General features: G+C 58.8%; 18 protein-coding genes. 15 read left to right on the top strand and 3 right to left on the bottom strand.

Annotation, left to right across the window (positions count from 1 at the left end):
• Positions 1-15 precede the first annotated feature (15 nt).
• Both K7431_RS19540 and K7431_RS19535 read right to left on the bottom strand, forming a co-directional pair.
• Complete coding sequence (locus K7431_RS19540; RefSeq protein WP_043205120.1) at positions 16-1,842, bottom strand: glycoside hydrolase family 15 protein; 1,827 nt, start codon at positions 1,840-1,842, stop codon at positions 16-18.
• Positions 1,835-2,635 carry a glucose 1-dehydrogenase gene (locus K7431_RS19535; protein ID WP_012723333.1) on the bottom strand — a complete coding sequence of 267 codons (801 nt, stop codon included), beginning with the start codon at positions 2,633-2,635 and terminating at the stop codon, positions 1,835-1,837. The genes K7431_RS19540 and K7431_RS19535 overlap by 8 nt, the downstream gene beginning before the upstream one ends.
• A 253-nt stretch (positions 2,636-2,888) precedes the next feature.
• Between K7431_RS19535 and K7431_RS19530 the strand changes: the two genes are divergently transcribed.
• The 11 genes from K7431_RS19530 (at position 2,889) to K7431_RS19480 (ending at position 13,458) form a co-directional block, all read left to right on the top strand.
• Positions 2,889-3,593, top strand: coding sequence for an HAD family hydrolase (locus K7431_RS19530; RefSeq protein ID WP_043205121.1), 705 nt, complete (start codon positions 2,889-2,891; stop codon positions 3,591-3,593).
• A 25-nt stretch (positions 3,594-3,618) separates the two neighbouring features.
• On the top strand, positions 3,619-4,842 hold the full coding sequence (locus K7431_RS19525; RefSeq protein ID WP_043205122.1) for a transaldolase family protein: 1,224 nt from the start codon (positions 3,619-3,621) through the stop codon (positions 4,840-4,842).
• Positions 4,839-5,567: a sulfotransferase family protein gene (locus K7431_RS19520; protein ID WP_012723336.1), complete on the top strand. Its 729-nt coding sequence runs from the start codon at positions 4,839-4,841 to the stop codon at positions 5,565-5,567. The genes K7431_RS19525 and K7431_RS19520 overlap by 4 nt, the downstream gene beginning before the upstream one ends.
• A 10-nt stretch (positions 5,568-5,577) precedes the next feature.
• Complete coding sequence (locus tag K7431_RS19515; protein ID WP_012723337.1) at positions 5,578-6,303, top strand: SDR family NAD(P)-dependent oxidoreductase; 726 nt, start codon at positions 5,578-5,580, stop codon at positions 6,301-6,303.
• Positions 6,300-7,436, top strand: a complete 1,137-nt coding sequence (locus K7431_RS19510) for a hypothetical protein (protein ID WP_012723338.1) — start codon at positions 6,300-6,302, stop codon at positions 7,434-7,436. The genes K7431_RS19515 and K7431_RS19510 overlap by 4 nt, the downstream gene beginning before the upstream one ends.
• Positions 7,437-7,443: 7 nt before the next feature.
• Positions 7,444-8,214, top strand: coding sequence for a class I SAM-dependent methyltransferase (locus tag K7431_RS19505; protein WP_043205123.1), 771 nt, complete (start codon positions 7,444-7,446; stop codon positions 8,212-8,214).
• A gap of 9 nt (positions 8,215-8,223) precedes the next feature.
• The gene (locus tag K7431_RS19500) at positions 8,224-9,453 is read left to right on the top strand and encodes an MFS transporter (RefSeq protein WP_012723340.1); all 1,230 of its coding nucleotides are present in this window, start codon (positions 8,224-8,226) and stop codon (positions 9,451-9,453) included.
• The gene (cysC, locus tag K7431_RS19495) at positions 9,450-10,064 is read left to right on the top strand and encodes an adenylyl-sulfate kinase (protein ID WP_012723341.1); all 615 of its coding nucleotides are present in this window, start codon (positions 9,450-9,452) and stop codon (positions 10,062-10,064) included. Before K7431_RS19500 ends, cysC begins: the two co-directional genes overlap by 4 nt.
• 96 nt (positions 10,065-10,160) lie before the next feature.
• Positions 10,161-10,805, top strand: a complete 645-nt coding sequence (locus K7431_RS19490) for a CGNR zinc finger domain-containing protein (protein ID WP_012723342.1) — start codon at positions 10,161-10,163, stop codon at positions 10,803-10,805.
• Between the two features lie 269 nt (positions 10,806-11,074).
• Complete coding sequence (locus K7431_RS19485; RefSeq protein WP_012723343.1) at positions 11,075-11,884, top strand: hypothetical protein; 810 nt, start codon at positions 11,075-11,077, stop codon at positions 11,882-11,884.
• 644 nt (positions 11,885-12,528) lie between these two features.
• Positions 12,529-13,458, top strand: a complete 930-nt coding sequence (locus K7431_RS19480) for a hypothetical protein (protein ID WP_012723345.1) — start codon at positions 12,529-12,531, stop codon at positions 13,456-13,458.
• A 58-nt stretch (positions 13,459-13,516) separates the two neighbouring features.
• Here K7431_RS19480 and K7431_RS19475 read toward each other — a convergent pair whose 3' ends face one another.
• Positions 13,517-14,668 carry an MFS transporter gene (locus tag K7431_RS19475; RefSeq protein WP_012723346.1) on the bottom strand — a complete coding sequence of 384 codons (1,152 nt, stop codon included), beginning with the start codon at positions 14,666-14,668 and terminating at the stop codon, positions 13,517-13,519.
• A gap of 349 nt (positions 14,669-15,017) precedes the next feature.
• Here K7431_RS19475 and K7431_RS19470 point away from each other — a divergent pair, with 349 nt between their 5' ends.
• The 4 genes from K7431_RS19470 (at position 15,018) to K7431_RS19455 (ending at position 19,933) form a co-directional block, all read left to right on the top strand.
• Positions 15,018-16,004 (top strand): DeoR family transcriptional regulator, encoded by a 987-nt coding sequence (locus tag K7431_RS19470; protein ID WP_043205125.1) that lies wholly within the window; start codon positions 15,018-15,020, stop codon positions 16,002-16,004.
• Positions 16,005-16,306: 302 nt separating this feature from the next.
• Positions 16,307-18,325 carry a type VI secretion system tip protein TssI/VgrG gene (tssI, locus tag K7431_RS19465; RefSeq protein ID WP_012723348.1) on the top strand — a complete coding sequence of 673 codons (2,019 nt, stop codon included), beginning with the start codon at positions 16,307-16,309 and terminating at the stop codon, positions 18,323-18,325.
• Positions 18,325-19,161, top strand: a complete 837-nt coding sequence (locus K7431_RS19460; protein WP_012723349.1) for a DUF4123 domain-containing protein — start codon at positions 18,325-18,327, stop codon at positions 19,159-19,161. Before tssI ends, K7431_RS19460 begins: the two co-directional genes overlap by 1 nt.
• A complete protein-coding gene (locus K7431_RS19455; protein ID WP_012723350.1) occupies positions 19,154-19,933 on the top strand; it encodes a hypothetical protein in 780 nt (259 codons plus the stop codon). The genes K7431_RS19460 and K7431_RS19455 overlap by 8 nt, the downstream gene beginning before the upstream one ends.
• The last annotated feature ends 13 nt before the right edge of the window (positions 19,934-19,946 follow it).

Here is a 19,946-nt window from a genome sequence, read left to right as displayed (position 1 = left end):
CATGCACACGCCACATCAGGGTTGCCAGGTGGTTTTCTCGCCGCTGAGCTTACGGTCCAGGAAGGTCGCCGCGCTGATCAGCGCCAGATGGCTCAAGGCCTGGGGCGTATTGCCCAGGTGGCGGGCCTGGCTGTCGAATTCTTCGGCGTACAAACCCAAGGGATTGGCGTAGCGCAGCAGTTGTTCGAATTCCAGGTGGGCCTTTTCCACTTGACCGGCACGGGCCAGGCATTCGACGTACCAGAATGAGCAGGCCGCAAACGCGCCTTCGGTGCCTTGCAGGCCGTCGATCTGGCTGTCGTCGTTGCGGTAGCGGTAGACCATACCGTCGCGTACCAGGCTTTTCTGGATGGCTTCCAAGGTCGAAAGCCAGCGTGGGTCGGTCGCCGCGACAAAGCGCACCAATGGCATCAGCAGCATCGAACCGTCGAGCGCGGTGCTGCCGGTATGCTGCACGAAATGCCCGCGTTCTTCGTTCCAGAAATTGCTCCAGATGTCGGCGTAGATCGCTTGGCGGGTTTGGTCCCAGCGCGCGAATGGCGCCGGTAGCGAACGCTTGGACGCCAGGCGGATGGCGCGGTCCAGCGCGACCCAGCACATCAGCCGCGAGTGCAGGAAGTGATGCTGCTCGCCGCGCATTTCCCAGATGCCCACGTCCTCGGTGTTCCAGATTTCGCAGACCTGGTCGGCGACATCGACGGTGTGTTTCCAACCCTCGTGGGAGATGGCTTCCCCGTACTTGTTGACCAGGTACACCGCGTCCATCAGCTCGCCATAGATGTCCAGCTGGATCTGGTCGAACGCCTCGTTGCCGATGCGCACCGGTTTGGCGCCGCCGTGGCCGGTAAAATGATCGAGTTCGGCCTCCGGCAATTCCTGGCGACCGTCGATGCCGTACAGGATATTGATCTTGGTCGGCTGGCTGCAGCAGTCGCTGACCCGTCCTTTGAGCCAGCGCATATAGGCGTTGGCTTCTTCGACAAAGCCCAGGCGCATGAAAGCGTAGACGGTGAACGACGCATCGCGGATCCAGGTGTAGCGGTAGTCCCAGTTGCGTTCGCCGCCCGGCGTTTCGGGCAAGCCGAAGGTGGCGGCGGCGATAATCGCGCCGTGTTTGCGCGAGGTCAGCAGCTTGAGGGCCAGCGCCGAGCGGTTGACCATTTCGCGCCAGCGCCCACGGTAGTTCGACTGCGCTATCCAGCCGCGCCAGTATTTCAAGGTGTGGGCCAGTGCCAGGTCGGTGCAACGGCTGTCCACGCGTTCATCGTCCTGGCCGCCGAGGACGAACTCGGCGCCTTCTTCCTGGTCCAGGACAAAGCTGGCCACGGCGGCGCCGTCCTTGATCTGCAGCGGATGGCTGCCGGACAGGCGCAGGCCGGGTTGGCCGTCGGCACTGAAGACGACGGTGCCGTCGTCGAGGTTGGCGTGGGTCGGCGTGCGGGCGTAGTCATGCCGTACCGCGCAGCGCAGATGGATATTGGCCTTGCCACTGACTACTCGCACCCGGCGGATCAGCAACGGCAGGTCATCGATTTCTTCGCTGATGGCCAGCAGGTCAGTGATCTCCACCACGGCTTCGTCGCTGAGCCAGCGGGTTTGCAGCACGTTGGTGTCGGGCAGGTAGATCTGTTCACGGCGCGCGTTGGGCAGGTCCGGGGTGAGTTGGAAAATCCCGGCATCAGGGCTGTCCAGCAGTGAGCAGAAGATCGACGGGCTGTCGAATTCCGGCCAGCAGAAGAAGTCGATACTGCCTTTGTCGTTTACCAATGCGGCACTGCGCATATCGCCAATGATGCCGTGGGCATCGATGGCGCTCTGTGGTTCGTTCTTCAAATCAACCATTGCCACGGAACTCCGGATAAAGGCTCATGCCGCCGTCAATAAAGAGTGTGCTGCCTACGACATAGTCGGAGGCATCGCTGGCCAGCCACACCACGGCGTTGGCCACGTCTTCCACATCACCGATGCGGCCATACGGAATCAGCTTGAGCAGCTCTTTTTCTGCCGCGCCTTCGGTGGCGGCACGATTGATCGCCGTACGGATTGCCCCCGGCGCAATGCCGTTGATGCGGATGCGCTGTTCGCTGACTTCCTGGGCGAGGGTGCGCATCAGCATTTCCACGCCGCCCTTGGATGCTGCGTAATTCACGTGCCCGGCCCACGGGATCAATTGGTGCACCGAGCTCATGTGGATGATTTTGCCGGCAGCCCGCGACACGCCTTCGCGCACGCCCTGGCGATTGAAGATGCGCACCGCAGCGCGGGCACACAGGAACTGGCCCGTCAGGTTGACGCCGATCACCGCATTCCAGTCGTCAAGGGTCATGTCCACCAGGTTGGCGTCCTTCTGCATGCCGGAGTTGGCCACCAGAATGTCCAGATGGCCGAAGGCATCCAGGGTCTGGGCAAACAGCCGTTCCACATCTTCTTCTATTGAGACGTTGGCGCCGATGGCAATCGCCCGGCCACCCTCGGCGTTGATCTGCTTCGCCAAGGCCTCGGCCGGTGCGGCCTGGCTGTTGTAATTCAGCACCACGGCCGCTCCGGCTTGCGCCAGGGCCTTGGCCGCGCCGGCGCCGATTCCTGAACTGGCGCCTGTCACCAGGGCCACTTGTTGCTCCAAAGAGATACGCATTGCTCACCGACCTTAAATACGTGAGTTCCAGTAGCTGACTGGCCGCGCGCAGGGGAAGTTCATCCGTGTGATTTTAGCGACTACAACCATGGTGAAAAATGGAATAACAGAACTATAAAAAATAACCATAAGATACTAAAAAACCGCTCAAAAGCGTTTGACAGGCTTTTTCGCCACGTGTCTTATAGGCACACCTCAACCCGCTCCGTTGGTAGTTCGGAAGTCATCGCGGGGCCACCTATAAGAGATTCCTATGTGCCTTTCGGCCGATATAGGGGAACTACCTGGTCAGGTAAAAGCAGCGGCCTTAGTTGGCGTGCCTAAGTTAATTATCTTCGATTGCGACGGCGTACTCGTCCAAAGTGAAGAAATAACCCTGTCTGTGTTGATCTCCATGCTTAATGCGCTTGCTTCGCGCGACAGGTTACTTGATGTAACCGGCTTTATTGAACACTTCCGTGGTCGCAAGATTGCGGATTGTCTGCGCGAAGCTGAACAGATATTAAAACTCACGCTGGACACTGAGTTTGAACAGCGTTTTCGCCAGCAGGCCCTGGAAGCACTGACACTCAGTTTGAAGGCGACTGAGGGGATGGTTGAAGTATTGGAAAGCCTGACGGTTCCCTATTGCGTCGCCTCGAGTGCGCCGCGCAATAAGATAGAACACTGTCTGCGTATTTCTGGACTGTTTTCTTATTTTGAAGGGCGAATATTCAGTTGTTATGAAGTCGGTCGCTGGAAGCCTGATCCGTTGGTATTCCTGACGGCGTGTGACACTTACAACGTCGATGTCAGTGACGCGTTGGTGATTGAAGACAGTGTTACGGGTATTCAGGCGGCGGTCGCTGCCAATATTAGTGTTATCGGTTTTGGTCCGACGTATCGGCATTCACAGTTGGTCGCAGTCGGCGCAGTGCCGATTACCGATATACGTGAATTACTGACCATTTTTAATTGATCTCATTACTCAGGGAGGAGGCGTCGTGAACACACTTGGTTACCTGGAACGACTTAAGCGCAACGATCAATGTTCGCAAGTTTGGTGGGATTCATCGCCTGCTGTGTACCTGCCTTACAAACGCCACTTGCTGGAAAAGTACCCGGCGGCGGCTACCTATATAGAAAGGTTGATGCCGAATGATTTTTCCAAACCCTGGGGCTTGTGCAGTGTGACCACCAACCCCCGATTGGTGACGGCCGTTATCCTCGAAAAGCGTGAGTATTGGTCTTCACGCTTCAACCTTGCCAGCCTCTCTCCGGATGAGTTGCGCAAGCAGCTGTACAACGAAGTCATCATCGAAGGGGCCGCGAGTCTCCAGCCGCGCTGGGTGCAATCGGCACAGGCCGAAGGTTGGATTTCCGCGCAGGTCGACCCGGTGGATGTGCGCTGCGCCGAGCGCATGACGGCCAGGGGCCTGGAGCTGCAGCGCCTGGCACCGAACGTGATGGTCAAGGTGCCGGGCAGCCTGGAAGGCATGGCAACAGTCGAACAACTGGTGGCCCAAGGCGCGTCGGTCAATATCACCTTCTGCTTCACGGTCTCCCAGTTCCAGGCCGGCATCCAGGCCATCGAGCGCGGCCTGGCGACGGCGCGCAGCAACGGTGTCGACACCGCCCACTGCAACCACGTCATCACCTTCATGATCGGGCGTTTCGCCTGCCAGCCTGAATTCACGCTGCAAGCGGCCGAACGCGGCCTGGCATTGAGCGCCGAGGAACTGCGCTGGGCCGAGTTGATGATTTACGAGCAGATCCAGGCGCTGGTGGCGGCCTCGACCGTGCCGGTCAAAACCCTGCTGTCGAGCATAAAGGTCGACGTGGACGAGCGGGGCAACAAGCACTGCTGGCACCTGGAAAAGACCGGGCAGACCGCGACGTGCTACACGCTGACCCCCGACATCGTGGAGTTTCTGGTCGAGCGTGAAAGCCACGGTAAACCGGTAGTGCCCGCCGTGGGACCACAAAAGCCGCCTGCGTCGACGTTCGCGAAGCTGATTCGCATCCCGTACTTCTATGAAGCCTACTTTGTCGACAGCATCGAGCCGTACGACTTTGGCAACCACGAGGCCTTCCTCAATGCCTGCAATGAGGCCAACAGCGCACACCGGCGCCTGGCCGACTACTGCGTTCGGCTCTGCCCGGTGACAAAACCCTTCAAGCGCGCCCTCAACGCGTTGCTGGCGGCCGAATTCGGGGTGATCGCATGAACCGGATGATCGGGTTGTGGGCACATCCACGTTCGCGCTCCACCGTACTGGAGCGGGTGTTTATCGAGCGGGGGGATTTCGAGGTTTTCCACGAGCCCTTTGCGCATATGGCGTTTTCAGCGGATTCGGCGATTCCTTCGGATGAGTGGGACCACAGTTTGCCCACGACTTACCAAGGTATAAAAGAGCATCTACTCAAGGCCCGCGAACGCACTAACGTGTTTCACAAAGATATGTGTTACCACTGCCTGGACGATTTGAAAGTGGACAGTGGCTTTCTCGCACAACAGGCCAATATCTTTCTTATTCGCGAACCCGCCAGCAGCATTATTTCCCATCATCGGGTGCACCCTGATATGCCGTTGCAGGCCATTGGGCATAAAGCGTTGTACGACATCTTCTGCGTGGTCACCAAACTGACAGGCAACGTGCCTTATGTGATTAATGCGGATGATCTGGCCGCCGATCCGGAACGGGTGATTCGCAAACTGTGTGATTACTTGGGTATTGAGTTTCTACCACACGCGATGACGTGGAAGCGCGAATGCCCACAACAATGGAAAACCTGGCGCAGTTGGCATGTGGCTGCAGAAAACAGTGAGCGTATTGTGTCGCCGGAAAAAACATCGGTCGACTTGCGGGCATTCGAGCAGTTTCCAAAATTAAAGGAAATGTACGAATACCATCAAACTTTTTACGCGCGCATGAATGAGTTTTGTCAATAAGGACTGTTGTATGAAAAAGCTGATTGTGACCGGGGCAGCCAACGGAATTGGTCGGGCAACTGTAGAGATGGCGATTCAACAGGGCTACTTCGTTATCGGTGCCGACAAGGACGCCGAAGGTCTGAACGTGCTGCAAGGTCTTTACGGTGCCGATGTCTTCGAGGCGCATGTTGCGGACTTTTCCGACATGAATGTTATCAAGGGTTTTATTCCGACGCTGTATGAGCGCCATGCGACTATTTATGGGTTGGTCAATAACGCTGGCATTTACCACGGTAAAAGTGTCTACGCCTATTCCGACGAACAGATAGACGAGATTCTCACCGTCAACCTCAAGGCCTTGGTGTACCTCTCCAAGGATTTCGCCGAGCGGGAAATGCAGCACGAAGCCCCGCGCAGCATCGTCAATATCGCCTCGGTGGCCGGTGAAGTGGGCAGCTGCGACGCTCTCTACGGCGCCACCAAGGCGGCGGTGATCGGCCTGACCAAGGCCAACGCCTGGAATTTTGCCCCGTTCGTGAGGGTGAACGTGGTGTCGCCGGCGCTGATTCATGAAACCGCCATCTACGGCACCATCCCCGAATACCGACGCGCCGAATACGCCCGCCAGGAGGTCCTCAAGGACCCGATCCTGCCGAGTGGGGTGGCCGAGGTCATCTTGCTGCTGGTCGGTGATGCCATGCGGCACATCACCGGCCGGGTGATTCCGGTCGACAATGGAGCCTACCCACGATGAGCCATCCAGTGCGCAAGAAAAAACTGCTGCTGGTGGGCGCCGGCAACCTGTGCCTGCAGATCCTCAAGATTCTGGCGCCGAAGAACGCCTTCGAATTTGTAGTGCTGGGCCGCACTGAAGAAGCAACGATTCGGTTATGCAACTTGGTGGCGTTGTCGTGCGCACAGCTGGGGCAGTTCATCGCGATAAAGCCGGTGATTGCCGACCTGACCGACATCGGCAAGGTCGCGCGGCTGCTGCGTGAAGAGGCCCCGGACATGCTGGTGAACTGTGCGTCGCTGCAGTCCTGGCGGGTCATCACCGGGTTGCCCAAGCTCTCCTTTGAAAAGCTCGACCAGGCCCAGTTCGGCCCCTGGCTGCCGATGCACCTGACGTTGATGCATTGCCTGATGCAAGCAGTAAAAGCGTCCGGCATCACCACCAAAACCGTGAACGCAGCGTTCCCGGATGCGGTCAACCCGATCCTGGCGCGCATCGGTCTGGCGCCGGACATCGGCGTGGGCAATGTGGCCAACCTGATTCCCGCCGTGCGTTTTTCCATTGCGCGGTTGCTCGAATGTGCGCCCGCCGATGTGCAGGTGCAGCTGTATGCCCAGCATTACTTCAGCCATTACGTGCCACGCGGAGGCCTGCCTCCACGCGCCAGCTACCGCCTGTTGTATGAGGTGCGCGACCGGCCGGAGGTGGCTCGCCTACCAGCCGAGGCGATTTTTTCTACGGTGAAATCCGAGTACCGCCGCCTGGGTGGGGTGGACGGGCAGTTCCTCACCGCGTGCTCCGCCGTCACCGTCATCGAAGGGCTGTTTTCGTCCACGCCGGTGTTGGTGCATGCGCCAGGCCCTCTCGGGCTTCCGGGCGGCTATCCGGTGCAGTTGCAGGACGGGCGGATCGAGGTGCAGTTCTCCGAGGCTTGCCCAATGGACGAGGCGGTACGCATCAACACGATCTGCCAGAGCCAGGATGGCATCGACGAAATCCATTGCGATGGTTCCGTCACGTACAACCCGCAGTGCATGGCCGTCATGCAATCGATGCTGGGCTATTCCAAGCACACCATGTCGATCGAGCAGTCCGCCGAGTTCGCCTACGAGCTGGCGAGCAAGTACCTGTCCTTCAAGAATTCAACCTGGTAGGTGTGTGATGAATCAGATGTCGGGGCGTAAGCACAACGAAGTCGCCAGTTATGCCACGCAGTATTCGGCGGATTTCGTCGAGCGTTGGGATGAGTTGATTGATTGGGAAAAGCGCAAGGAAGGGGAGGACGGGTTCTTTGAAAAGCTGCTGCGACGCCACGGCGTGCAGTCGGTGATCGATGTGTCGACGGGCAGTGGCTTTCATGCGGTGCAGCTCAAGCAGGCGGGCTTCGATGTCGTCGCCACGGATGGCAGCAGTACCATGTTGACCAAGGCACGAGCGAACTTTCGCAAACACGGTTTGGACATCCAGTCCCATTACCGCGACTGGCATTCACTGGATTCCCAGGAGCTTGGCCAGTTCGATGCGGTGGTGTGCCTGGGCAGTTCACTGTGCCATGTGTTCGCCGCGCACGATCGGTTGCGGGTGCTGGCGAAATTCAGGGCCTTGCTCAAGCCAGGTGGCCTGCTGATTGTGGATCAGCGCAATTTCTTCGCCATCCGTGCCGGCAAATTCAAAGCCAGCGGTCATTACTACTACTGCGGTACGAAGGCTTCGGTCAGCCTGGGGCAGGTTGATGAGCACCTGTGTGAGTTCATCTATTCGTTCGATAACGAGGAGCAGTACAGGCTGCAGGTTTACCCGCTGTTGCCGGGGGAATTGAAGGGGGAGGTGCTCAAGTCCGGGTTTACCGACCATGAGAGCTACGGTGATTTCGAACGTGACTACGACATGATGGATTGTGATTTCGTCATCCACACTGCGCGCGCCGAATAAGGAGGCTTGATGAGCACACTTGTACAGAGCAATGCCCGCCCATTGGACAGCGTCGTGCTGGCGGTGGTCCTCACAGGGTTCGTGGCCAGTACCTATGGCTTTGGCGTTTACCTGTTCGCCAACCTGGTGGTGGACATGCGTCGCGACATCGGTTTCGACTACACCACGGTGGGCCTGATCACCGGCGGCGCGCAGATCGGCTTCCTGCTGTTTTCATCGGTCACCAGCGTGATCAGCCGGTATTTCGAGGGCTGGAAAATCAGCCTGGTGTCCACGGTGATGACCTCCCTGGCGCTGTTGGGCCTGAGTGTCAGTGACAGCATCTGGTTATCGGGAGCCCTGCTGATCCTGCTCGGCGGCTGTTCCGCCTCGGTGTACATCCCGTTGGCGGAAATCGTCACCAAGGGCTTCAGCCCCGGCAATCGCTCGCGGGTCATGGGGCTGATCTCCAGCGGCACCAGCTATGGCGTGTTTATCAACGGCCTGCTGGTGTCGTTCCTGACCCTGAATGGCGGCTGGCGCTCGATCTGGCTCACCGCCGGGCTGATCTCGGTGGCCCTGTGCGTGGTGGCCTGGTTTCTGTTGCGCAACCTGGCCGCCAGCCAGGACCGCGGGTTTGCCGGGGAGCGAGCCACTGCGTTTGACAGCCGCCAACCCTGGCTCAGCCGCTCGTTGTACCTGACCTGGGCCATCGCCTTCCTCAATGGCATGGCGCTGCTGCCGTTCCAGACTTACCTGGCGCCGTTCCTTCGCGATGAACTGGGTGTGTCGGTCCAGGATGCCGGGTTTATCTGGACCACCATCGGCGCCGTGGGCATGGCGTCGGGCTTTTTGGTGGGCTGGATTGCCGACAAGGTGGGGGTGCGGGCGTCGCTGGCGATGTGTTTCCTGAGTGCGGGGCTGGCCGCCACCCTGGTGTTCAGTTTCAACAGCCTCCCGCTGTTCTACCTGGCCGCGTTTTTGTTTGCGCTGGCGTTCTATCCCATCTTCGGGCTGGTCCCCAGTTACATCGGGCAAATTGTGCCGGTCAGCCGACTGACCCAGGCCTTCGGCATTGCCAACGTATTGATCGGCCTGGGTGGGGTGTGCGGCAATTTCCTCGGCGGTTTTTCCAAGGACCTAACCGGGTCGTTCTCGACCGTGTATTGGGTGGTTGCGCTGCTGCTGTTCGTGCAATGCGTGATGGTGTTCATGCTGGGTAAACAACCTGTTTCGGTGACGGAGGGTGAGCGGCCATGAGTTATTTTCCAGACAGTCCAAACCAGAATCTGCATGCGTTTGCGTTCAACCACCGGCGCACCGAACACGCGCAAACGAACCATAAGCCAGCCGTGATCTGGATGACGGGTATCTCTGCGTCAGGCAAGTCGACCATTGCCGATGCGCTGGATATTGCCCTGCAGGAACAAGGGCGGCTCACCGCCATTATCGACGGCGATTCGGTGCGTGGCGGGCTGTGCCGGGACCTGGGTTTTACCGACAGCGACCGCGATGAGAATATCCGCCGGGTCGCCGAAGTGGCGCGGTTGATGCTGGAGGCGGGGTTGCTGGTGATCGTGGCGTTGATTTCACCTTCGTCGGCCAGCCGGCATTACGCGCGCTCGATCATCGGCAATGAGTTTTTTGTCGAAGTGCATGTGGATGCGCCGTTGGAAACCGCCGAAGAGCGTGACCCCAAGGGTCTGTATAAAAAAGCCCGCGCAGGCTTGATCAAGCACTTCACCGGGATTGACTCCCGCTATGACGTGCCGGTGTTTCCGGAAGTGCACTTGAATACCCAGGCGCTTTCAGTGGCGCAGTCTGTCGAGACGATTCTGGACTGGGTGGCGCGCAACGACGCTCGCACTTAGCCGTTGGTCTTTGCGCCGAGATGCCAATGTCTGCAACTCGAAAAAACAAGGTAATCTGCGCCATCGCAGGGAGAACGTGTTTTTTCAGGAGCAGGCATGACACATTTTACGGGCACTGCAAAATCGATCCGTCTGATTGGTGGGGCCCGGGTATTGGACTTTATCAATACCACCAATGGCCGGCGTCCCGGCACCGCACTCAAGGTCATCGAAGAGCGGCTCACCAGTTTTCAGTTTTTCTTCGAATGGGCCTTGCATGCGTCATTGATCTCAGCCCGAGAGTTTGATGACTACAAGCCCATGGTGTTCGAGTCGTCGATCGCCTACCAACCGGACCTGGACGCGGTTATTGCGTTCAGGGAATGCCTGTATGAGGTGTTCTATCCGTTATCAATGAACCACGCCGCCCCCGACGAGGCCTTGCAGCAGATCAACCAGATGTTCCAGCAAGGCGTCGCCTGGCGGGTGCTGCGGTCGGTCGACGGTAAGCCCGCCTGGGCGTGGAAAGCCTGCACCACGGCGCAGGAACTGACGGCCATGGTGCTGGGACGCCTGGCTATCGAGGCCACGCAACTGCTGGTGTCGGGTGATCTGCACGCGCTACGCAGTTGCAGTGCCACGGACTGCGATTGGGTGTTCATGGACATTTCCAAGAACAAACAGCGCAAATGGTGCCAGATGAGCGTGTGCGGCAGCCGCGAAAAACTCAGCCGTCTCAAACAGGTGAGCGCTCCCCATTAGGTTCTGATCCGCCGTTGACTCACCACATTGCCGCGCTTCCTGCTCAGGTTGGGCGGTAATGCTGTCCAACATATGGGGTTATCTCTCAACCCTGCCGATGCTCTTCCTACTTGGGTTCTGGAAGTTTTCAGCTGTCTCAGGAACCGCTTCCCACCGTTCTGCCACACAGGATATGCCTGCCTCTGCTGGTTGCCTGGACGGCTTATTGAGCGTCAGGGTCGCTGGGACGGTGAGGTCAGGCGCCTGAACACACCGAACTGGAGAACCAAATGTCGGTATCAGCATTCAATCAGAGCGTCGCTCCCTCCACCGATAATGCCCCTCTTGCAGAGGCAAAACCCAATACTGAGCGGTCTGGTACCTCATCAAGTGCCCAGATCACGGTAGGTGTCAGTTTCACATCGCAGTCCAGCCAAAGCGGCCCGGTATTCGGTGGTCCGCCGCCGCGCCCAGTGCCGGACGGTGTGCGCCCGAACCCCGGCCCGCCGCCGCGTCCAGACCCGACGTTACCGGACCCCTATTACTCCAAACAAAGTAATGAGCAATTGGCCCAGGGGCTTCTGGATAATTATGGGGCGTTCAAGGGCCGCTGGCCTTCACGCAGTGTGACGCCCCAGAGCGTGCAGAAAATGGCCAATCGACCGTTGACCGGCAACCCCTCCCTGGACCCGAATATCCGACTGGCGAAGGAACTGTTGCGGCGTCCCGGTCTGATGCAAGCGCTCGATAGAAATGGCAGTACGGGGGCATTGGATGGCCGTTTGTCCAAGGACGACATCAGTAGCGTTGTTCGTTCCGATAACCCGTTGAAGTTGAATAACGACAAGCAACTCGTGCGAGAAATGCTGACCCATTTCAATTCGCTGAAGGGCGGCTACTTCAGCAGCACGATCAAGCTCCGCGAACTCAGCGCACGTGCGTCGCAAGCGTTGACCGGCAACCCATTCAGCGACCATCTCACCCAGCTGTCGAGGGAAGTGATGGCCCGTTCGGACCTCAGGTCGATGATGGACAACGTTGACAGTTGGCGCCGCGATGGCCAGATCTCTCAACGGGAGTTGTACCAACTGCTTCGTTAGGCGAGGGGCGGACCTCTGTCGCGGACTGCGCGGCAGAGGTTGGCAAACGCGTGGTACAGGAAATACAGATCCACCCGCAGGAACCGTTTTCAAAAACGCACCACAGAGTAAATATCCACCGGTCATTGACTACCGATGGGGGCCTTCATCTACCGGATTAGGTCTGGACCATGAACTCGACATCATTTGAATCCCGTCACTCCCAGTACGACGTCTCGGCAATGGCTACGCTTGCGCAACAGCCAGAGACCCCGGGAACGTCCCAGCCACAGGGGCTTAACCTCACATCCTCGCCTAAGTTCAGCTTCAAGGCGCCCACCGCCGAAGATTTTGACAAAGGCTCTCGAGCGATCACTGAAGAGCCAGGGTCCAATCCTTTGCTCTGCCTATTTGCCAACCTTTGGCACAAGTTGTCCAGCCGCTAGTGGGCTGTTCCACGCCAGGAATGGTCCGGCCAGGTGCGCGGGTTACAAATGCTCAAGATTCACTGGGGTAAGTCCGGGGTTTTGGACGGCAGTCTTCGGAACCATTGTTTTCTGAGCACCACTCAATCGGTGCTTGTGCCATGTTGATTTCGAGTCGGTTTTGCGGATCAGGTAATCAAGGCCCAGGCTACGAAAATCTAGATAGGGTAGAGGTGAATCATGGCGGAAATTGTCAATAATCTGGGCCGCACGCAAATAGCGGCATTAAATGCACCGAACAATCCCTCAGCAGGTGCGGGTAATGGTCAGTTTCGCCATGAGGTAGATAACCGAGCATTGGGTAAGCCGTTGCCAGCGTTGCAGACATTCAACACCCGTTTCGCGAACGGCGCCGATCGTCACTTTGACGGCCAGAACCTGTATGGAGGCATGTCGAAGGTTGGGAACCCCTTTGTCAGCTCAGACGACCACTTGCTGGCGACCGACCTCAAAAACAACCTGCAATTACTGGATGCCTTCAAGAAAGATGGCCGACTGACCCAGGGATCTTTGCAGGAAATAGCCAAAGAAGAACCCAGCAGCAGCAAGGTGTCGGAGCGCACCATCATGTTGGCGCGAGAGATACTCAACCGTCCCCGGCTGAACGATGCCATTGTTGCCAAAGGCGGTGAAATCACCCATGAAAGCCTTGCCAAAGCGGGCGACTCACAGATCGGCAATACCAACCCCAATATCCAGAGCGCCGATCCGTTCCATGCGAAAACCGATGCGCAGGTCGTGCAGGCATTCAGGGGGAAATTTGATGATTGGCGGGACAAGTCGGAAGACTTCAGTGCCTTTTTTGGCTCAGAAAAACACCGGTACGTGAAAAGGGAAACGATTGCCGAGATCAGCAAGGACCCTAACGTAACGGACAACAACGGTGAAGCTGTACGGGATCCGCGCACCGGGTTTCCGTTGAAAAAATACACTGAGCAAGAGGTGTACCTGGCCAAGAATCTCACGGAGCGACCCGGGTTAATGGACTCTCTGGACAGTCACAAGGCCAATGGTTTCAGCCTTTTCGGCAGCCGTAACGACGATGGGTGGTTGAAGAACTACAGCCTTGATCGCTGGCTGCAAGAGGACAAGCAAGAGAGGGGAATTTAAAGACGCTCAAGGGGCACGAGTTGCTTGAAATACTCAAGCCGCTCGTGCTGCTTAACGTTCATACCCGCAGTATTTTTCCACTCACCGCCACCGCTGCCAGCAACCCCGCGATCAACAGGAAGGCCGTAGCGAGGCTGCTGCCATGGGCGATGAACCCGATCAAGGCCGGCCCGGCCAATATCCCCGCATAGCCCAGGGTGGTAATGGCCGGCACGGCAATGTGTTCTGGCATGACGTTCTGTTTGCCGACAGCGGTATACAGCACCGGGACGATATTCGAGCACCCGGCACCTACAAGCGCATAACCCAGCAAGGCCATTTCCCAAGCCGGTGACAAGGTGGCGAGGAATGTGCCGACCGCTGCCAGTGCACCGCCAGCCACGATCACCCGAGTAGCGCCCAGCCGGCGCACGATGGCGTCACCGGTCAACCGTCCGAGCGTCATGGTCAAGGCAAAGGCTGCGTAACCCAAGCCTGCATAGGCTTCGTCCAGGCCGCGCTCGGCACTGAGGAACACCGCGCTCCAGTCGAGCACTGCGCCTTCGGCCAGAAACACAATAAAGCACAGGCAACCGATAAACAGCACCACGCCACGCGGAACGGCAAACGCCGGGCCCGAACTTTCACTGCCGTACGGCAGCAGGTGCGGTGCCGCCTTGAGCAGTGCCGCCAGCGTGATGACGATCACCACCAGGGTAGCCTGCAGTGGCGAAAGGCCCAACCCGAGCAATCCCGAGACCCCCGCCGCGCCGATAATCCCACCCAGGCTGAACAGCCCGTGAAAACCGGACATCATCGTCTTGCCACTGGCACGTTCGACGATCACGGCCTGCAGATTGACGGTGGAATCCACCGTGCCTAAACCGGCACCAAACAGGAACAAACCCGCCATCAGCAACGGAATCGAACTGACCGTCGCCAACACCGGCAAAGCCAGGCAGATCATGATCGTCCCGGCACTCAGCACGCGTCGGCAACCAAAGCGCGATGCCAAGGCACCCGCTGCGGGCATGGCAATGATCGAGCCGACGCCCAGGCACAACAGCAGCAGGCCCAGTGTGCCTTCACTCAGTTCGGCACGGGCTTTGGCATACGGCACCAGCGGTGCCCAGGCGGCAATGCCGAAGCCGGCAATGAAGAAGGCGATACGGGTCGACATTTGCTCCAGCCGCCCGGGAACCACGGGCGCTGAGGTGGAGATGGCAGTCATGAAAAGTCCTTGGTTTGGCGTTCAACGAACGATGTCCGGCGCGACATCCTTGCATATCAGGCGTTGGTGCGCGAGCGGGGTTCCCTTGGCGTTTTGCCGGGCGTGAATTTTATTTTTACACACTTGGAACGGCTGGGCAGTTTGCAGCCACGTAAGAAGTATCGGGTGTGTAGGAGGCGGCCTGGAAGGTGCGTAATCTCCGTGAGGGCTTTTGAACCCCTTCGTGCTCACGGTGATTACCACCTTCCAGGCCGCCTCCCATTGTCGGTAGGTTCTGTAATACGCTGTTGCCTGAGTGTGCAGGCAACCAAACGGACGAACCGATGAAGCTGTTCAGGCAAACCACGCTATGACCCTGTTCTACGATGCTCGCGGCAACATCTATGGCGTGGTCAGCCCAGCCTTGTTAAGAAACAAGGGCATTGAGGTGCCCGACAGCGCGGCGTTGGCCGCGCGTACTCGCAGCCGTTGGACAGCATCGGCCGTCGCTTCCGAATGCGGCTGGGGCGCGATACCACGCCCGGCTGATGCCAAGGCGCATCGCTGTGATGGTTTGTTGGTCGGGCCGTTCCAGGCCGAGCCGCCGTTTGACCTGTTGATCGTTAACACGGATGGCTCTTTGGCCGAGCGCAGCGGCAATGGCTTGACGATTTTTGCCCAGGCGCTGACCGAACAGGCCCTGATGACTGACGCCTGTGAATTGCGCGTACACCACGACAAAACGGATGCGGTATCGCCCGTCGCCACTCGGGTGGAACCGTCCGTTCGTGAGGACGTTGCGGGGTTCTGGCTTGAACTGGGGTTGCCCACGTTCGGACCCTCGGCGGTGGGGGCCCAAGGGGTTGATCAAGCCTTTCTGGAGGGGGCCGAACTGAGCCACATCAGTGAGCTGACGGCGATCAACCCTCAGTGGGCCACGAGTCAATTTGTACGGGTGGGCAACCCCCATTGTGTGACGTTGGTCGAGCGGGTGTCGGCATTGCCCGACAACGCACAAATGCAGCAGCCCGCCCTGTTCGAAGCCTTGAAGGCGATTGCCTTTGCACCTCCCGCAGGCGGTGGGCAACCCTGTGCGGCTGGGGTCAACCTGCAATGGGCGGCGCGAGAGTCCCGCAATCGACTCATCGCGCGCGTGTTCGAACGCGGAGAGGGGCCCACTGCGTCTTCCGGAACCAGCGCCAGTGCCGTGGCATGCGCGGCATGGCGTGCAGGCTGGGTTGAGAGCGGTGATATTGCCGTGGTCATGCCTGGTGGCATTGCGCCGGTGCGCTTGCACACTCAGGACAAGACGTTGCTGAGCGTCAGTCTGTTCGGTGCAGCGCGGCTGCAAGGGTGAGGTTTCTTAACGGCTGACGCTGTGATTTGGCGTCGGCTGTTTCTCTGTTAGTTAGTTATCGTGACGAACTTTAATGTAGGGCATTTCTTATGACTAAGAAGTGGCGCATTGCCTCGTTTTTTCATTTGGTAAAAGACACTTCCAACTTCTTCGTACGAAACTTCTTTTTTATTTTTACGCGGCCGATTCTTCCCCGTAATCGCTAAGCTTTGAGGTGTTCAGGCGCTTTTTTCTCGGTCACTTATTCTTTAGCGAGAGAGAGTATTTCAGGGCGGTCATTCATTAGCGGCGGGTAACAACGGATGGTTAACGCGTTTGTTTCGTCACGTTTCAAACTTATTCTTCCATGCATAAATATCGACTTCCAAGTGCTGGCATTCAACGGCAGCGAGGTCCTTGATCAAGCGTTTTTCATCCACGTACAGGTCGTGAGCGAAAACCCCTCCCTAGCGCTGGAGACGTTGCTCCACCAACCCGCCTACCTGGATTTCGGCGACGCGAACGAAGGCCTGCATGGGCATATCTACGCGATAGGCCGAGATGACCCAGGTCAGCGCACCACGCGCTACCACCTGACCCTGGCACCTCGGCTGGCCTATCTTGCGCATCGGCGCGACCAAAGGATTTTCCAGCGGCGCAGCGTGCCGCAGATCATCGCCGCCGTCCTCGAACAGCATGGCATTCTGGCGGACGCCTACGTGTTCGAGCTGGGCCCCGTGGTTTATCCGCCGCGCACGTTCTGTGTGCAGTACGCGGAAAGTGACCTGCACTTCATCCAGCGGCTGTGTGAAGAGGAGGGCATTCACTACCATTTTCGTCACAGCACGGACGCTCATCTGTTGGTGTTCGGTGACGACCAGACGGTGTTTCGCCGCTTGCCGGTGCAGCGCTATTACCCGGCTGGCGGGCCGCAGGCCGAAACGCAGGTTATCCAGCGTTTCGAGGTGCGTTTGGGCACACGCAGCCAGGCGACGGTGCGCCGCGATCATGATTTCGAACACCCTTCGTTGCTTCTGCAGGACACCGCCGGTTCTGCTCCGGCGCATCCTCTTGAGGATTATCACTACCCAGCAGGATTCAGCGGCCATGTCCGGGGTAAGCGCTTGGCGCGGCGGGGGTTGGAGCGTCACCAACGTGACCGTCTTCGGGCATTGGGCAGGAGTGATCAACCCGCGCTGCGCAGTGGACATTTTCTTGAATTACGCGATCACCCCGACCCGTCCTGCAACGATTTGTGGCTCATCACTTCGGTGCGTCACGAGGGGTATCAACCGCAGGTGCTGGAGGAGGCTGCGCCCGCGACTGACCGGTTCCTGGGGTATCGCAATCGCTTCACGGCGACCCCTTGGCAAGCGGTACATCGACCGTCCCTCAAACATCCCAAGCCGAGCATCCATGGCAGCCAGACCGCAACCGTGACCGGGCCGCCCGGAGAGGAGGTGCATTGCGACGCTTATGGCCGGGTGAAGGTGCGCTTTCACTGGGACCGCCTGAATACGTCGGATGATACAAGCAGTTGTTGGGTCCGGGTGGCGTCCGGATGGGCCGGTGACGGGTTCGGTGCAACGCTGATTCCGCGTGTGGGCATGGAGGTGCTGGTGACCTTCCTGGAAGGGGACCCGGACCAACCGTTGATCAACGGTTGCCTGCCGAATGCGTCGCACAGGTCGGCCTATCCCCTCCCGCAGTACAAGACCCGCAGTGTCTTGCGCAGCTGCAGTTCCCCTGGCGGCGCGGGCGCCAATGAGCTGTACCTGGAGGACCGCCGCGGCGAGGAGTTGATTTATCTTCGCGCACAGCGGGACCTGGAGCAGCAGGTCGGCCATGACAGCCGGTTGGAGGTGGCGGGCGAACGCCGGGAAGTCATCCAGGGTATGAGCACCACTCACCTGGGCAGCGAGGAGCATCGCCAGGTCACGGGTGATCGCAGCGTCGTACTCAAGGCCAGCGATCACCTCGATGTACACGGCGATAGCCGGACCCACGTTGGCCAGACTTTGTTCGTCGAAGCGGGGCAGCAGCTTCACCTCAAGTCCGGTGCCAGCCTGGTGATCGATGCCGGGGCGCAACTGAGCCTCAAGGCGGGCGGCGAGCACCTGGTCATCCAGGCGGGGGGCATCTTCAGCAGTCGGCCCATCACCCTGGGCGGTTCACCCTCCGTGACCCGAGCGGCGAATGCGTTAGCGGCGGCCGACAGGCCAGCGATCTCCGTGGTGCAAGGCTCCCTCATGAACCTGGCCAGCCAACTGGGGGCCGACTACTGCCCGGTGTGCGAGCGCTGCCGCGAAGGCCTGTGTGATCTGCCGGGGAGGGCTGCTTGATGCAGAGCATGCCAGGCCAATGGATGGATCAACAGCATCAGGCAGGACATCGGTTGTGTTTGATCCTTGAGGGGCAGCATGAAGCCTGTCAGCCACTGCTGGCGACGCGCGACGTTTCACAGTATCGCAGCCTCTACGCCGAGACCGACTTGGCGGAACTGGCGGGGCAAGGCCCAGTGATTTTGTTGCTGGAGCAGATGAACGAGCCTGCATTGCTCGGCCTTTTGCAGCAGCCCGAGAACAACTGGGGCTGGCTGGGCAGCCTGCCAAGCGAAGACCTGTACGTCGTGACTCGGCACTGGCGTGACAGGCTGCTGGTGGGCCCGGAAGGTGCGCAATCGATGTACCGCTTTCACGACAACCGCACCCTGGCACGCGCACTGGCCTATCTGCGCGCGGAACATTGGCCGCAATTCCTCGGCCCGTTGTTCAGCGTTTGCTACTGGCACGAAGAGCGCTGGCGCACGGCTGACAACCCGGCCCCCGGTGAACATCCGGTGCCCAACCCCGCGCCTTGGCTGAACACCCCCAACCCGAACGCTGAAGCCATCCTGCAGGCCAATATCCTGCGTTACCTGTTGACCGAGCACAGTGAAGACCTGGTCGCGTTAGCGGAATTCCAGGACCCAAGAATCTGGCTGGCGCAGGTATTGGAGCAGGCTCGCACCTGGCAGTGGCGAAGGCCCGAGCAACTGGAGTTTCTGGTGGTACGACGGTTGGAAGAGGCCACACGGGGCACGGTCGTTCAGTGGGGGCCGCGGGGTGGGGAGGCACCGGGAGAGCATTTTGAACGGGTGGCAGCCCAGTGGGAATTGACAGGAGGAAAAAATGGCTAGGCGAAGGTGGGGCGTGTTGATTGTGCTGGCGATGATAGGGCTGGCGGGGTGCGTGAGCAAACCGGTTGAACGGTTTACGTTGGAGGTGGATTTGCCGGCGGAGTTTCGCTTCATCGGCGGCGCCAACTATGGTCCCGCGACTGGGGAAACGTGCACGTTGCCGAGACGTCGAGGTAAAAGGCCCGAGAGGAAAATCTTTATTGCGCGTTACAAACCGGTGGCTGAACGCGTGAGTTTTGAGCTACCGCTGACGGAGATCATTGAAGGGTGCCCTACGGTTTTGCGCAGTGTGGATTTTAGAACGTATGCGAAGTGGGGGACCCGATATTCAGACGTCGGGGGAGACCTGGCAGGTTTCTCAATCACAGATCCCTCGAACGCCGATATACCTGGGATGCCAGATTCGGGCGTTCAGGAATTGCATAAGCAATGTCAGTGGTTGTTTCGGACGGCGGGGCCGCAACACGCGATCATCAAGGTTCTTTCATGCAAGGCTTTTGAGGTGGCCCGTCACCCACACGGACAGGGATCAGGACACGTGGTGCAGCGGGATCAGTTGCCGGGAAAGACACTCAGGGTGACGCTGACTTTAATTGACGAGGAAGAACCGTATTTTGACGGTACCTGGGTGGCAGTACCTGGCGGATGGAAGCGTTGTAAAGGTAGCAGCTTTGAAGACCTGTACGCGTTTTGCAACGGTAATACCACCGACTTTAAGCCTATAAAAATGCCCGATGGTCGCATCTGTGATGTCTACCCATCGTGCAAGTAACAAGGAGCAAACT

Source organism: Pseudomonas fluorescens group sp. (genome assembly GCF_020093335.1).
GTDB classification, from domain to species: Bacteria; Pseudomonadota; Gammaproteobacteria; order Pseudomonadales; family Pseudomonadaceae; genus Aquipseudomonas; species Aquipseudomonas petroselini.
This window is presented reverse-complemented; position numbering and strand designations above follow the sequence as displayed.